Origin of the sequence: Peribacillus sp. YIM B13481, assembly GCF_042787985.1 — a bacterium.
GTDB classification, from domain to species: Bacteria; Bacillota; Bacilli; order Bacillales; family DSM-1321; genus Peribacillus; species Peribacillus simplex_A.
Genome location: NZ_JBHZPE010000067.1, coordinates 1 through 15,259, shown reverse-complemented (window position 1 = coordinate 15,259; position 15,259 = coordinate 1). Strand labels below are relative to the sequence as shown.

Genomic DNA, 15,259 nt, shown 5'->3' with positions numbered 1-15,259 from the left:
AAGCGAGCATCTGGAGGGGAAATCAACCACAACTCACTACCTGGTAAATAGCAACAAAGTATGTGAAAACAGCCTAATGAAAAGATCAACATTAAGATTTAAAGGGCCATATACAAAAAAAAAGGCCGTTTAACATGTAAGTTAAACGGCCTTCACCTCTAATTATTATTTAGATTTTTTAACTGTTACTTTTGCTGCTTTTCCTGTATTGCCAGCTTTATCTTTTGCTGAGACGTATAATGCAGAACCTGCTTTTTTCTTGCTGATTTTAACAGAGAATTTTCCATTTTTATCAGATTTTGCCGTTCCGATGTTTTTATCATTGTACTTCACGGTTACGGTTGAACCGATTTCCGCTTTACCTGTTACTTTTGTTGCTTTGTCGTTTACTTCATTCACTTTCGGTGCGCCTGGAGCTGTTTTATCTTTAACCGTTACTTTTGCTGCTTTTCCTGTATTGCCAGCTTTGTCTTTTGCAGAGGCATATAATAAGGACCCTGCTTTTTTCTTGCTGATTTTAATGGAGAAGTTCCCCTTTTTATCAGCTGTTGCCGTTCCGATGTTTTTATTGTTGTACTTCACGGTTACGATTGAACCGATTTCCGCTTTACCAGTTACTAAGGTAGCTTTATCGCTTACTTCATTCACTTTTGGCGCACCTGGAGCTGTTTTATCGATAACAGTCACGGTTGCCGCCTTGCTTTCACGTTTTGCTAAGTCTGTAGCTGTGACTGAAAGTTTAGTGCCAGCCTTTTGCTTGCTGATTTTCACTTTGAAATTCCCTTTGCTGTCCGTGTTACCTGAACCAATCACTTTTTTTGCGTTATTTTTGATCGTGATTTTCATGTCCGCTTGTGATTGACCCGTTACATACGTATCTTTGTCACTTAGGGCTTTAACAGTTGGCTTGTTAGGGGTTGCACCCTTATTCACGAATACTTTGATTGAAGATACTGCTAGTTTGGAAGAATCAGAGATATTCACAGTAAGCTGCTGCTCAGCTTTTTGGACCGGAATAGTAACGGTGAACGTTCCGTTAGCTGCCGCCGTTCCTTTACCGAGGGATTTCTTCCCGTTTTTCACTTCGATTACCGAACCTTTTTTAGCTGAACCAGTCAGTTTTGTTTGCGTATCCATTACAAGGTTGACTTTTGCTTGTAAATCCACTGTACTAAGTGCACTGTACGCATTCAGCCTTCCATACCCAGAGACTAAATCTTTTCCGACAGGCAGTTCTTCTTCTGGTATTATGATTTCTCCATCTTCTGGTTCATAGTCCTCATAAGGGTCTACATTATCTTCTTCTTCAAAAGCAACATATTCCGATGTCTCATGAAGGATTTCCCTTACTTCATTCACTTTCAGCCCAGGATTTCCGGACAATAACAAGGCTGTAGCTGCCGCAACATGAGGAGTTGCCATTGATGTACCATCCATGTAGGTAACATTCCCATTTAGTACAAGGCTTGGAATTCCTGTCCCTGGAGCGACCATGTCCAATTTCGCGCCATAATTGGAATAATCGGATACTAAATCAAGGGCATTGGTTGCACCGACAGATATCGCGTATTTTGATGATGCAGGATAAGAAAGACCTTCCGTCCCATCATTACCGCTTGCTACGACAACCATTACATTCTTGGCAGCTGCATGTTTCAAGGCATATTCAATCGTCCTGCTATATTCTCCGCCCAAGCTAAGGTTTATGACCTTTGCTCCATGATCCACGGCATATTTAATGCCTAGTGCAACTTTCTCATTGTCTCCAGCTCCTGAAGAATCCAAGACCTTCACAGGCATGATTTTAGCTACTGGATTGATTCCCTGCATCGAATATCCATTATCCGCTTTGGCAGCGATAATTCCGGATACATGTGTACCATGGCCATGGTCATCGATTGCCTTTTCATTCTTATCAATGAAGTTCTTGCCTAAGTCCATGCGAACTGTATCTTTCAAATCCGCCAGTGAATTATCGACACCCGTGTCGATAACCGCTACCAATGTATCTTTTAAATTACGTTTTTTAATTAGGCTTTGCAGTTTTTCGTTATCGATGTCCGCTCCCTTTATGCCCTCTTCGCCACCGGCGTTATTTAATGACCATTGATACGGTGATTGAATGTCGGCTGAAAGTGCTTTGTACGTTTTTACCGGTTCGATATATTCCACTTCTGGAAGTTTTTCGATACTGGATAAAGCTGCTGTACTCATATTAGCTTGATTCTTTAACTCTACAACGTACATATCATCATACAGAACCTCTTGGCGCTTAGGTGCCGATAATGTTCCATATCCTTTTCCGCTTACCTTGGATTGGACAGCGCTTAATGACTTCCCTGGTTTAAGTTTGACGATATATTTGTTCTTTATATTTTTCGAAGCCGGAAGTTTGATTCCTGCTTTGCTTGCGATATCAACGATTCTCTCACCTGCAAGCTTATCAAGATTGATTTTCTTTGCAATGCTGTTCATATCCTTTTTCAATCCAGCTGGAGCGACACTTGCCGCCTTATTGAATAATGCTTTAATCGCTTCTTGCTGCTTATTACTAATGACTGCCGTACTGCTTGCTCCATTTTCAGTAAGATCCTCAATAAGCGGCTTAATGACGACTAAGTGGTTATAGACCGCTTCCCTGGCCTTTTTATTTCCAGCCAGATGAAGGGCCAGAAACGGGGAAGCCTTATAGTATAAAGAGGAAAGGGAGCGTCCCTCAGATGACTTCGTGAGAACTTCATCTCTAAACACGCGGAGTGTTTTCAACATGGATTCTCCCGTTTTCTTATCGTTTACACTCAGTTCAACCGGGCATGCTTCGAGTTCCTCTTCGTCCCCAGAAGATGGCGGCAATGTCACTGAATGGGCATTGATGGAGTATTCAGCTTCATTTTTAGCATCGGGGATGGGATTTCCCTCATCATCCGTTTCGCCGAAATATTCAACTTTAACATAATACGTGCCTTCCCAAGCATACGGGAAATCGACTACAGCTTTTTCATCAGGATAAGAAGAGACAAAATAATTGCTCTCATCTTTTTCTGCTTTTTCTTTATTTTGATATACGGAAATATTCAAGATTTTGTCCGAATTGACTTCGAACTCAATATGGGAGAATTTTTGTATTTCTTCTTTTGTAGGGGTGATTTGATACCATTTAACATCCGGTTTATCAAACTTCCCGTCTAAAGTGTCCCCATTTTTAATCGTTTTTACATTTTCAATAGGTGTTGCAGTTGCAGCTTGAGAATTTAGTGGAACCATCAAGCTGATAATCAGTGCAAAAATAAGTACAAACGCCGTAAATCGACTCACATTCTTAAATTTCACAGTTTCCCCTCCAATAATTGGTTAAAAAATTACAGTACTATACCAAACTATCACACTGTAAAATTTTATCAACCAATTTTTTACCTTTTTTATGGCAAATACTTGATATATTGGGCCTTCAAGCCGAAAAATGATTCTCATGTACCAATTAAGCAAGATATTTAGGTTCCAATGCATTACTACCGCTTGTTGATTCCAAAATTTGATAGACTCATCGCAAATAGATTTAAATCGGGGGAAATCCTAACCATGACCTAATTCCTATGTTCAGCCGATGCCCACGCAAAAAAAAGCTGTCCCAGCATTAAAACATGCGGAACAGCCCTCAATCGATTTAGTTAGTTTGCGACGATATTGACTAATTTGCCTGGTACGGCAATAACTTTGCGGATGGTTTTCCCATCGATTTGTTCTTTGATGGAGTTATCCCCCATCGCAATTTCTTCCAGTTTTTCTTTTGTAGTGTCAGTCGGCACCATTAATTTCGCTTTAACTTTTCCATTGATTTGGATGACGATTTCGACTTCGTTATCCACTAACTTCGCTTCGTCGAACGCAGGCCATGTTCCGTATGTGATGCTCTCGGAGTGACCTAGTTTAGACCAAAGCTCCTCGGCGATATGCGGTGCAACTGGTGCAAGCAATTTGACGAAGCCTTCGATATATACCTTAGGAAGCGAATCCGCTTTATAGGCATCATTAATGAATACCATCAATTGTGAAATCGCCGTATTGAATTTCAATTCTTCATAGTTCTCGGTCACTTTTTTAACCGTTTGATGATAGACTTTTTCAAGCTTGCCCGTGTCATCCGTTTCGGTCACCTTATCTGTGATCGTATTGTCTTCGTTGACCAATAAACGCCAGATACGGTCAAGGAATCTGCGGGAGCCGTCCAATCCGTTTGTAGACCAGGCAATCGAAGCATCCAATGGTCCCATGAACATTTCGTACATTCGAAGTGTATCGGCACCATGGCTTTCAACGATATCATCCGGGTTCACGACATTCCCTTTGGATTTACTCATTTTTTCATTATTCTCGCCAAGGATCATTCCTTGGTTAAATAGGTTTTGGAAAGGTTCCTTCGTTGGCACGACACCGATATCGTACAGGAATTTATGCCAGAAACGGGCGTAAAGCAAGTGAAGCACCGCATGCTCAGCGCCGCCAATATAAATGTCGACCGGCATCCATTCTTTTAATTTTTCAGGATCTGCAAGTGCCTCCTTGTTGTCCGGATCGATATAACGAAGGAAGTACCAGCTGCTGCCTGCCCATTGTGGCATGGTGTTTGTCTCACGGCGCCCTTTTCGTCCGTTTTCATCCGTTACGTTCACCCATTCCGTAATGTTTGCAAGAGGTGATTCGCCTGTACCTGAAGGCTTGATGTCTGTCGCTTTCGGTAAAATCAATGGAAGTTCTTCTTCCTTCACTGCAGACATCGTGCCGTCTTCCCAATGTATGATTGGAATCGGTTCACCCCAGTAACGCTGACGGCTGAATAACCAGTCGCGAAGACGGTATGTTATTTTCTTCGTACCGATTTCTTTTTCTTCCAGCCATTTGATCATGGTTGAAATGCCTTCTTCTTTATTCAAGCCATCAAGGAATTCCGAATTCACATGAAGTCCATCGCCTGTATATGCTTCACTTGTCACATCTCCGCCAGCTACGACTTCCTTGATCGGCAATTCGAACTTGACTGCAAATTCATAATCACGCTCATCATGTGCAGGAACGGCCATGATCGCACCTGTTCCGTAGCTGATCAACACGTAATCAGCAATCCAAATCGGCATTTTTTCGCCGTTTACCGGATTAATGGCATAAGCCCCCGTAAACACGCCTGACTTATCCTTTGCCAAGTCTGTTCTTTCCAGGTCGCTTTTATGTTTCACTTCATCTAAATATGCGTCAACCGCTTTCCTTTGATCAGCCGTCGTAATTTTATCGACAAATGGATGTTCAGGTGCCAATACGGCATATGTTGCACCGAATAACGTATCTGGACGAGTCGTGAACACCGTGAATGTATCATCAAAGCCATCGATATTGAATGTAACCTCCGCGCCCTCGGAACGGCCAATCCAGTTACGTTGCATATCCTTGATGTTTTCCGGCCAATCGACATCATTCAAATCGTCGATTAAGCGGTCTGCATAAGCCGTGATTCGAAGCATCCACTGTTTCATCGGGCGGCGCTCAACCGGATGGCCCCCACGCTCACTTTTTCCATCGATGACTTCTTCGTTCGCCAATACCGTGCCAAGGGCTGGACACCAGTTAACGGCCACTTCATCAATATATGCAAGGCCCTTTTCATATAATTTCAAGAAGATCCATTGCGTCCATTTGTAATAGTCAGGGTCTGTCGTGTTAATTTCACGATCCCAGTCATAAGAAAAACCAAGGGCTTTGATTTGGCGGCGGAACGTGTTGATGTTGTGCTCCGTGAATTCAGCTGGATCATTTCCCGTATCGATCGCATATTGCTCTGCCGGAAGTCCAAAAGCGTCCCAGCCGATCGGATGCAAAACATTATACCCCTGCGCCCGTTTCATCCGTGCCAGGATGTCGCTTGCCGTATAACCTTCCGGGTGACCCACATGAAGACCGGCCCCTGAAGGATATGGGAACATATCCAGCGCGTAGAATTTGCGTTTGCCGCTTTCTTCACCCGTTTTGAATGTCTTGTTGCCTTCCCAATACTGCTGCCATTTCGTTTCTATGCTTCTATGGTCAAAACTCATATTATTTCCTCCTAATTTCCGTATAAAAAAACAATAAAAAACCCCTCATCCCAAAATAGGGACGAGAGGATTATGTATATCTTCCCGCGGTACCACCCACATTGGCGATAGCTAAAATCCGCCCAGCTTAAAACATCATCCGTAACATGGATTAAAACGCCAGGCATTACTTTTTACCTTCACACCTGGAACTCCAAGGCGAGTTCACGACCATCCCAGGTTGACTTGCACCACCCGTCAACTCTCTTTACTGAAATAAAATCGCTACTGTTCCTCATCATAGTCTTTATGAGAATATTTGATTATATTACATTCTAGTCAATTTTACCGATAATTGCAATAGCCGTACATAAACATTATCGACAGGTTTTTCATTATATATGCGAATTCAAGGAAAAACGCGCAAAAAAAGGGAGCTATGCATCCATAGCTCCCTTGCTCCTTTAATGTCGCAGTAATATCATTTCATTTTTCAATTCATTCAATTGCTGCCGCATCCGCGAAAGCATATCCCGTTGCTGGGCATTCGAACTGGCATACAATCGTTCCATATCAGTCAAAGCCTCTTCGATATACCTTTGCGAATTTTGAAATTGTTCATCATCATAATGCTCCTGCCGAGAGGCCTCGTTAAATTCAAACTCTGCAAAATGGAGAGCCCCTTCACATTGCTCTAAAAAATGATCGACGGATTGTCTGGTTGCCATTTCAAACCCTCTCCTTCGCGTCTCATTTGGATGACTCAGTATCATCTTGTTTAGTTTGAGCAAATAACGAGCGGATTATCATTTTTTTTGAGGAATCATCCTTTATCCCAAAACTTCTCCCCTTGATGGGAAATGAACCGCTCGATCCATTCGGCAAAGCCCATATGGAGTTTCTCGCCTTCTTCAAAATCATCGATATGGCCTTTTACCATTAAATAATCCTTATCACCTTTTGCGACGGCCTCCCCATCGATCACGATATTATCTTGATAAATGCAGGCCACTTTAAAGCATCCTTCGTAAGAACTTTCATATGTGTAATTAACAATATCATCCAGGCTATACAAATCATTTCCCTGACCAGATTCTACGCTATCGAACAGACGGCATCCATTCGTTATTTTCAAAAACTCTTTATAATCATCGGGCAGAAGCAATCCGGTTTTCTTTTCAAAGGAATGAATTTGTTCATCCGAAGCAGGTGAATTGAAGGTGCAAGTGGCTTTGTATATGAACCCATCCTCATTTACTTCAATCACCTGATTATTTTCGGCTAATTTCTTTTTCATTTGATTAATCGCTTCTTCAACTTGACCGGTCATGTCCATCAGCTCCCGATTGGATATAGTCATTCACTAGAGATACTAGAAAAAGCAGCTAATTGTTTAGCCTTCAAGTATACAGTATACGCTTATTTTTCAAAAAAAGACCTAGCTGCCCGAATGTTGTATAATATATGTTGCGCTTTATTTTTTACTTAGGAGGTTGCTGATTTGAATCAAGCAAACCCGTTTATATATGCAACGGATAACAAACGATATCATACATGGAATTACCACTTGAGAAATCATTTTGGACATAAGGTTTTTAAAGTTGCCCTTGATGGCGGTTTTGACTGTCCGAACCGTGATGGGACAGTCGCACATGGAGGCTGTACCTTCTGCAGTGCCTCAGGCTCGGGTGACTTTGCGGGCAGCAGGGTCGAACCGCTCGACGTCCAGTTCAAGCAAATCAGCGAACGTATGCATCATAAATGGAAAGACGGTAAGTATATGGCCTATTTCCAAGCGTTCACGAATACGCATGCACCCGTGGCAGAGCTTCGCGAGAAATATGAAAGTGTATTGACCCAGGAAGGTGTCGTCGGACTCTCCATTGCAACGCGTCCGGATTGCCTTCCAGATGATGTAGTCGAGTATTTAGCAGAATTGAACGAACGCACTTATCTATGGGTTGAACTTGGTCTTCAAACGGTTCATGAAAAGACCGCGACGATGATCAACCGTGCCCATGACTTCGATTGCTACAAAGAAGGGGTCGATAAACTGCGCAAACACGGCATCCGCGTATGCTCCCATATCATCAATGGCCTTCCTCAGGAAGATTACGACATGATGATGGAAACAGCCCGGGAAGTCGCCAAACTTGATGTGCAGGGCATAAAGATCCATTTACTTCATCTATTAAAAGGGACCCCTATGGTCAAACAATATGAAAAAGGCCTGCTTGAATTCCTTGACCGTGACGATTATGTCAGCCTGGTATGTGATCAACTGGAAATAATCCCTCCGGAAATGATCGTTCACCGCATAACGGGAGACGGCCCAATCGATTTGATGATCGGGCCAATGTGGAGCGTCAATAAATGGGATGTTTTGAATGCCATTGATGCCGAATTGCAACGCCGCAACAGCTGGCAGGGGAAAAATCATCAGACGGAGGTACAATCAGATGAAGCTTGACCGAATTTTGCCATTCGCCAGGATCCTGCTTGAAAAAGCGGTCCAGCCCGGGGATATTACCATTGATGGCACGATGGGCAACGGTTTTGATACTGTCTTCCTGGCAGGACTAACCGGAGAAAACGGACATGTCTATAGTTTTGACATTCAGAAAGAAGCACTCCAAATCACAGCGGCCAAACTGATGTCCGAGAATTTACAGGAACACTGCACCCTCATTCACGATGGGCATGAACAACTCAGTAAATACATCAGAAAAGAACATTCCGGAAAGATCACAGGTGCCATATTCAACCTAGGCTACCTTCCTGGCAGTGACAAATCAATCATCACCCAAGCAGATACGACGATATCAGCTATTGAACAGCTGTTCGAGATGCTTGCACCTGAAGGCATCATCATCCTCGTCATTTACCATGGACATCCAGGAGGATCGGCTGAACGGGATGCATTGATGGATTATGTACAGGACTTCCCTCAACAAAAAGCGCATATCCTGAAATACGGCTTCATCAACCAAGCCAACAATCCGCCATTCATTGTAGCGATTGAAAAGAGATGATCGCTCCTGACACCGTTCTTTCCCGGAACGGTGTTTTTTCATTAGAAGGAAATGGCTCAAATGATCGGCAGCAAATTTCCAATCATAACTTTTTGAATTTTTCGTCTATAATAATTATAATTAAAGAAAATAGATAAGAAGGTGTAGAAAAAATGGAACAGTTGCCTATTTCATTACTGACCGATATATTGACAGAAAGAATCAAAAGGGATTCGAGTGAAGAGTACGGGAATTTTGTCAGATCGCTTAATTCATTGACAGAAAAACAAAAAAACATGGAAGACCTCAAACAATTTGAAAATCATTTTGATAAGTTCCTGCCACAGCTCGATTTAGTGATTTCCACATAAAACCATGAAGAAATCATGAATATGAAAGCGACGCTTTTAGATTTATTCGCTAATGACTTGAGCTTTAAATCCATCTATCTCCTATCCACCGCCTTATCCAATAAAAATGAACTAACACATTTGAGCCAATTTATGTATCCGGTTACTTTTTGGGCACCGGTCATCAAATCGTACGAATTACTTACAAAAGCAGGTTGATCCATTTCAAATAAAAAAAGCTGCTGAATGTCTCACTTCAGCAGCTTTTTCAATTATTCCGCAGGATTTACCGATCAAACGACATACCCTAATATCTTTAGACGATTTTCAACAAAACTCAGCGCATATTGGAATACATCATCACGCTCCGGTTCGTTGAAGATTTCATGATAAAGCTTCGGCCATTCCTTATATTGCTTTTCACTGGCCAGGTTATAATTAAACCACTCACGAACCGCCTTCTTATTCACGATTCGGTCATCTCCGCCCTGCATGACCAAAAGCGGCACATCCTGAAATTCGGGAATCTCTTCAAAAGCATCCTTCATCGCCTGTGCAAGCTCGCGATACCAGCGAATCGAAACCTTCGTGATATATAATGTATCGTTTCTATCGGATTCACGAATTTCCGCACTTCTCGTCGCCATTTCAGGTGTCAATCCGGAATCTACTCTTAACTGAGGCATCATGATGTTCAAACCATGGGAGATGGTTGTCAGGAACTTCCGCGGCTTCGTCACGAGGCCTAAACATGGAGAAGAAAGAATCACCCCTGCAATGTCCCATTCCTCTTCCTGAAGAAGGCGTATCGAAATCAAACCGCCCATGCTATGTCCAAGTAAAAAGACCGGCAACGAATATTCGTAAGCCTCTTCTATCCAGCTTTTCACTTCGTCTAAATATTCATCAAAGGAATCGATATGTCCCCGGTAGGCGCGAGTTGTCATACCCTGCCCAGGAAGGTCGCCCATGACGACATGGTATCCAGCTGAAAGCCACATTTGTGTTAACCACTTATAACGGCCGTGATGTTCCATCGCCCCATGAATGATGACAATTACGCCTTTTGCGTCTCCTTCTGTCTCCCATTTCCACATTCGAAATCCCCCTTTCACTTTTCACTTGTTGTATACGATCCATGATAGTTAAAATAATATATATAAATTATAACCATATTCGTGATTTTCGCCAAAAAAGAAACCTAACAAGTTGTACATTTATATTATAAATAGCCAAGTGTATTTGCATACGGTATATTAAAATAATACATAAAAACATTCACTTCGGAAAGGAAATGATTGAAAATGATTATTTATCCGTTTAAAGGTAAAGAACCTGATATCGCTGAAAGCGCTTATATTGCTGAAAACGCTGTCGTGACAGGTGATGTGAAAATTGGTGAAGAATCGTCAATTTGGTTCAATTCCGTCATACGCGGCGATGTATCCCCAACCATCATTGGGAACAAAGTCAGTATACAGGATAACAGCGTTCTGCACCAAAGCCCAAATAATCCATTGATCATCGAGGATGAAGTAACCATTGGCCATCAGGTCATTTTACATAGCTGTAAAATCCGAAAAGGAGCTTTGATCGGCATGGGCTCGATTGTGCTTGATGCAGCGGAAATCGGCGAAGGGGCTTTTATAGGTGCAGGCAGTCTCGTTCCCCAAGGCAAAGTCATTCCACCGAACATGTTGGCATTCGGACGCCCAGCTAAGGTCATTCGTGAAATCAACGAAGAAGACCGTCAGGATATGGAACGTATCGTACGCGAATATGCTGAAAAAGGGCAATACTACAAAACGGCAGAACGTATAAAATAAACTGAATATAGCGGGAACTTATAGGTACGCACCAAACTTACGAACTCACGAGTATATGAGCCAAATTCACGAGTAAATGAACCAAACTCACGAGTATTCGCACTAAACTCACGAGTAAACGAGCCAATCTCACGAGTATTCGCACTAAACTCACGAGTATATGCACCAAACTCACGAGTATTCGCACTAATCTCACGAGTAAACGCCCAAACTCACGAGTATTCGCACTAAACTCACGAGTATTCGCACCAAACTCACGAGTATTCGCACTAATCTCACGGGTATATGCACGTGAGTGGATTTCTATGGGATTTCTTGAATTATTCCCTCTGACGGCAAAATAAGTCAATAAAAAAAAGGTGTCCACTATAAGCGGGACACCTTTTCATTTATTGATTATGCTTGTGCTTTTAATGTTTCTGCTTTATCTGTGCGTTCCCATGGAAGATCGACATCTGTACGGCCAAAGTGTCCGTATGCAGCTGTTTGTTTGTAAATCGGGCGACGAAGATCAAGCATTTTGATGATACCGGCTGGACGAAGGTCGAAGTTAGCGCGAACTAGGTCAACAAGGACTTCTTCGCTAACAGTACCAGTTCCGAATGTATCAATCGAGATCGATACAGGCTCTGCCACACCAATTGCGTATGCCAATTGAACTTCCGCTTTGTCAGCAAGGCCAGCTGCCACGATGTTTTTCGCAACGTAACGAGCAGCATATGCCGCAGAACGGTCAACTTTAGTAGCATCCTTACCAGAGAATGCACCGCCGCCGTGACGAGCGTATCCGCCATACGTATCAACGATGATTTTACGTCCAGTAAGACCAGCATCCCCTTGAGGTCCGCCAATTACGAAACGGCCAGTCGGGTTGATGAAGTACTTAGTTTCAGCATCGATCAATTCAGCTGGAACAACTGCTTTAATTACATGTTCTTTTAAATCTGCTTGAATTTGTTCAAGCGTAATTTCTGCATCATGTTGTGTAGAGATAACGATCGTATCTACACGTACAGGACGGTTATTCTCATCATACTCCACAGTTACCTGTGTTTTACCATCAGGGCGTAAGTAAGCAAGCGTTTCATCTTTACGAACTTGAGCCAGGCGGAATGAAAGTTTATGTGCCAATGAGATCGGAAGCGGCATAAGCTCTTCAGTTTCATTACAGGCAAATCCGAACATAAGACCTTGGTCCCCTGCACCGATTGCATCGATTTCTTCCTCTGACATGTGTCCTTCACGAGCTTCCAATGCTTTATCGACGCCAGCTGCGATATCGGCAGACTGCTCATCAATTGAACTTAATACAGCACAAGTTTCAGCATCGAAACCGTATTTCGCACGTGTGTAGCCAATTCCTGCAATCGTATCACGAACGATACGCGGAATATCCACGTAAGCGGATGTTGTAATTTCTCCAGCAACAAGTACAAGACCTGTTGTTACACTTGTTTCGCACGCAACACGTGCATTTGCATCCTTAGCAAGGATAGCATCTAAAATGGAATCTGAAATCTGATCACAAATCTTGTCCGGATGGCCCTCTGTAACAGATTCAGAAGTAAATAGACGTTTCTTTGACATCATATTTCCTCCTTGGAAGTTAGTATGTTGTAGGCATAAGCCTGATTTTTTACGGAACTCGTTTCCCTCATTAGTTTCAACTATAGACACAGAATTACTTATTAAAAACACAAAAACCTTCCCTGGCAAATGAGGAAAGGTTTAAAATTCTGTCTTCTATCCTTTCACTCTTATCGTTCAAGGGTTTTTTACCTTGCTCAGGTTAGCACCATCACCACTATTCCTTGAAGAACCATCGCTTTATTTTCGGCGATCGATCTTGGAGTCAAGTTCAATATGGCAGGTTGCTGGGTTTCAAAGGGCCTGTCCCTCCACCAACTCGGGATAAGAGAATCCGTACAATTTAAGATATTATCGTATCTGGTTGGAATTTGTCAATGCTTTTCTAAAAAAGAACATTTCCCCCAGAATGGGGTTCACGTGAAAATACGTGTTGGTTCAACGTCTTTAAAGGGTTTCCAAGCCAGGGCGAATAGAAATAATGAAAATTGCCATTAATAATAGAACATTGAGAAAAAGAATTGGAAAGGCATCATGATTTACCATTCAAAATTAAGATGCTTCCATGAAAGTATATGCGATCATCCTGACTCGGTTCCTTCCCATTTAAATTGATTAATGCGGCCAGTTGAAAATTATCACAAAAAAAAATAAATAGTATAGACTATTTAAATGAATGTGTTATACTAATTGTAATATAAAAACTTAAACAAAGGAAGGTACCTCATATATGAATTCTGTAGATGTTTCTAATGAGTTACACCAATTATTAACAGGAAACAATGTTCAAACTCAACTTTCAGTTCCTCAATTGGTTGAAAAGGTATTGAGCAGAAACGAAGGCGTTTTAACATCAACTGGAGCAGTAAAAGCTGAAACCGGCAAATATACTGGTCGTTCACCTAAAGATAAATATATCGTGGAAGAAGCATCTGTTAAAGATAAAGTCGATTGGGGTTCAGTGAACCGGCCAATTTCCGAAGATGTGTTCAATAAACTATATAATAAAGTAGTTGACTACCTAAAAGCAAAAGAAGAGATTTTTGTTTTCAAAGGTTTCGCTGGTGCAGACGAATCATCACGCCTTCCTATCCAAGTTGTTAATGAATATGCTTGGCATAATCTTTTCGCCCATACTTTGTTCATCCGTCCAAACGAAGAGGAACTAAGAGGTCACGAATCAGAATTCACAATACTTTCGGCACCTAATTTCAAAGCAGATCCAGAAGTGGACGGAACTTCTTCTGAAACTTTCATCATCGTTTCATTTGAACGCCGCACCATCCTTATCGGCGGAACGGAATATGCAGGAGAAATGAAAAAATCGATCTTCTCGATCATGAACTACTTACTTCCAGAGGCTGGAATCCTTCCAATGCATTGCTCTGCTAACGTAGGACGTGAAGGGGACGTCGCTTTATTCTTCGGACTGTCCGGTACAGGTAAAACAACGTTATCCGCAGACACTAATCGTAAACTGATTGGCGATGACGAGCACGGCTGGTCTTCTAACGGTGTTTTCAACATCGAAGGCGGCTGCTATGCTAAAACGATCAACCTTTCACGCGAAAAAGAACCACAAATTTTCGATGCGATCCGTTTCGGTGCCGTATTGGAAAACGTAGTTGTTGATCCTGAAACACGTGAAGCGAACTATGATGATAGTTCATTAACAGAAAACACTCGTGCTGCATACCAAATGCAAGCGATCGATAACATCGTGAGCCCAAGTATCGCAGGACACCCAAATACAATCATTTTCTTAACAGCTGATGCTTCAGGCGTACTGCCTCCAATCAGCAAGCTTTCCAAGGAACAGGCAATGTTCCATTTCCTAAGTGGGTACACAAGTAAATTGGCTGGTACTGAAAGAGGAGTAACTTCACCGGAAGCTACATTTTCAACATGTTTCGGTTCACCATTCTTACCGCTTCCCGCTACACGCTATGCTGAAATGCTTGGAGATAAAATTGACGAGCACAACGCAAAGGTATACCTTGTCAACACTGGATGGACTGGCGGTGCATACGGAACTGGCAGCCGTATGAAACTTGCTTACACTCGTGCGATGGTACAAGCGGCACTTGAAGGCGAATTAGCAAATATCGAGACAACCAAAGACGATATCTTTGGTTTGGATATTCCACTTCATGTTCCTGGTGTTCCTGACGAAGTGCTTCAGCCAATCAAGACTTGGGAAGATCCTGCTGCATATACACAAGCAGCTACAGCTCTTGCTGCCCAATTCCGTGCAAACTTTAAAAAATTCGGAAGCGTTCCAAGTGAAATCGAAGAACTTGGCGGCCCGACAGCATAATAAATTGTACCCAAAAGGACCAAGCCCTTTGAACTGCACCCCAATTGTTAGACACCATCTAACAATTGGAGGTGCAGTTTTTTTGACTAAATATACGATAGACGAA

At 42.3% G+C, this 15,259-nt stretch carries 12 protein-coding genes, 1 riboswitch and 1 other annotated feature; of the genes, 6 read left to right on the top strand and 6 right to left on the bottom strand.

The features are described from left to right. Nucleotides 1–165: 165 nt before the first annotated feature. From ACFX4X_RS23060 to ACFX4X_RS23045, 4 genes are all read right to left on the bottom strand, one after another. Nucleotides 166–3,330 carry a S8 family peptidase gene (locus tag ACFX4X_RS23060; RefSeq protein ID WP_377386807.1) on the bottom strand — a complete coding sequence of 1,055 codons (3,165 nt, stop codon included), beginning with the start codon at nucleotides 3,328–3,330 and terminating at the stop codon, nucleotides 166–168. A gap of 338 nt (nucleotides 3,331–3,668) precedes the next feature. Further along, complete coding sequence (gene leuS / locus ACFX4X_RS23055) at nucleotides 3,669–6,083, bottom strand: leucine--tRNA ligase (protein WP_289319484.1); 2,415 nt, start codon at nucleotides 6,081–6,083, stop codon at nucleotides 3,669–3,671. A 54-nt stretch (nucleotides 6,084–6,137) separates the two neighbouring features. After that, nucleotides 6,138–6,373 (bottom strand) — a binding site (T-box leader). 153 nt (nucleotides 6,374–6,526) lie between these two features. Beyond that, nucleotides 6,527–6,790: a DUF2524 family protein gene (locus tag ACFX4X_RS23050; RefSeq protein ID WP_061465304.1), complete on the bottom strand. Its 264-nt coding sequence runs from the start codon at nucleotides 6,788–6,790 to the stop codon at nucleotides 6,527–6,529. 95 nt (nucleotides 6,791–6,885) lie between these two features. Then, nucleotides 6,886–7,392, bottom strand: coding sequence for an SMI1/KNR4 family protein (locus tag ACFX4X_RS23045; RefSeq protein WP_061465305.1), 507 nt, complete (start codon nucleotides 7,390–7,392; stop codon nucleotides 6,886–6,888). Between the two features lie 171 nt (nucleotides 7,393–7,563). On the opposite strand from ACFX4X_RS23045, the gene mnmL reads away from it, so the two are divergent. The 4 genes from mnmL to ACFX4X_RS23025 all read left to right on the top strand — a co-directional run bounded on the left by mnmL (nucleotide 7,564) and on the right by ACFX4X_RS23025 (nucleotide 9,642). Next, the gene (mnmL, locus tag ACFX4X_RS23040) at nucleotides 7,564–8,532 is read left to right on the top strand and encodes a tRNA modification radical SAM protein MnmL/YtqA (RefSeq protein WP_284469443.1); all 969 of its coding nucleotides are present in this window, start codon (nucleotides 7,564–7,566) and stop codon (nucleotides 8,530–8,532) included. Continuing rightward, on the top strand, nucleotides 8,522–9,094 hold the full coding sequence (mnmM, locus tag ACFX4X_RS23035; RefSeq protein ID WP_377386801.1) for a tRNA 5-(aminomethyl)-2-thiouridylate-methyltransferase MnmM: 573 nt from the start codon (nucleotides 8,522–8,524) through the stop codon (nucleotides 9,092–9,094). Before mnmL ends, mnmM begins: the two co-directional genes overlap by 11 nt. A 152-nt stretch (nucleotides 9,095–9,246) precedes the next feature. Further along, nucleotides 9,247–9,444, top strand: a complete 198-nt coding sequence (locus tag ACFX4X_RS23030) for a hypothetical protein (RefSeq protein WP_377386798.1) — start codon at nucleotides 9,247–9,249, stop codon at nucleotides 9,442–9,444. Nucleotides 9,445–9,459: 15 nt separating this feature from the next. Further along, nucleotides 9,460–9,642 (top strand): hypothetical protein, encoded by a 183-nt coding sequence (locus ACFX4X_RS23025; RefSeq protein ID WP_377386795.1) that lies wholly within the window; start codon nucleotides 9,460–9,462, stop codon nucleotides 9,640–9,642. A 74-nt stretch (nucleotides 9,643–9,716) separates the two neighbouring features. On the opposite strand, the gene ACFX4X_RS23020 is transcribed toward ACFX4X_RS23025, so the two are convergent. Further along, nucleotides 9,717–10,520, bottom strand: coding sequence for an alpha/beta hydrolase (locus ACFX4X_RS23020; RefSeq protein WP_061465309.1), 804 nt, complete (start codon nucleotides 10,518–10,520; stop codon nucleotides 9,717–9,719). Nucleotides 10,521–10,730: 210 nt separating this feature from the next. Here ACFX4X_RS23020 and ACFX4X_RS23015 point away from each other — a divergent pair, with 210 nt between their 5' ends. Continuing rightward, nucleotides 10,731–11,249 (top strand): gamma carbonic anhydrase, encoded by a 519-nt coding sequence (locus ACFX4X_RS23015; protein WP_061466260.1) that lies wholly within the window; start codon nucleotides 10,731–10,733, stop codon nucleotides 11,247–11,249. 396 nt (nucleotides 11,250–11,645) lie between these two features. Here ACFX4X_RS23015 and metK read toward each other — a convergent pair whose 3' ends face one another. Continuing rightward, complete coding sequence (gene metK / locus ACFX4X_RS23010) at nucleotides 11,646–12,839, bottom strand: methionine adenosyltransferase (RefSeq protein ID WP_061465310.1); 1,194 nt, start codon at nucleotides 12,837–12,839, stop codon at nucleotides 11,646–11,648. Nucleotides 12,840–13,003: 164 nt separating this feature from the next. Then, nucleotides 13,004–13,167: riboswitch (SAM riboswitch) on the bottom strand. A gap of 399 nt (nucleotides 13,168–13,566) precedes the next feature. Here metK and pckA point away from each other — a divergent pair. Beyond that, nucleotides 13,567–15,153, top strand: a complete 1,587-nt coding sequence (gene pckA, locus ACFX4X_RS23005; protein WP_061465311.1) for a phosphoenolpyruvate carboxykinase (ATP) — start codon at nucleotides 13,567–13,569, stop codon at nucleotides 15,151–15,153. Nucleotides 15,154–15,259 lie beyond the last annotated feature (106 nt).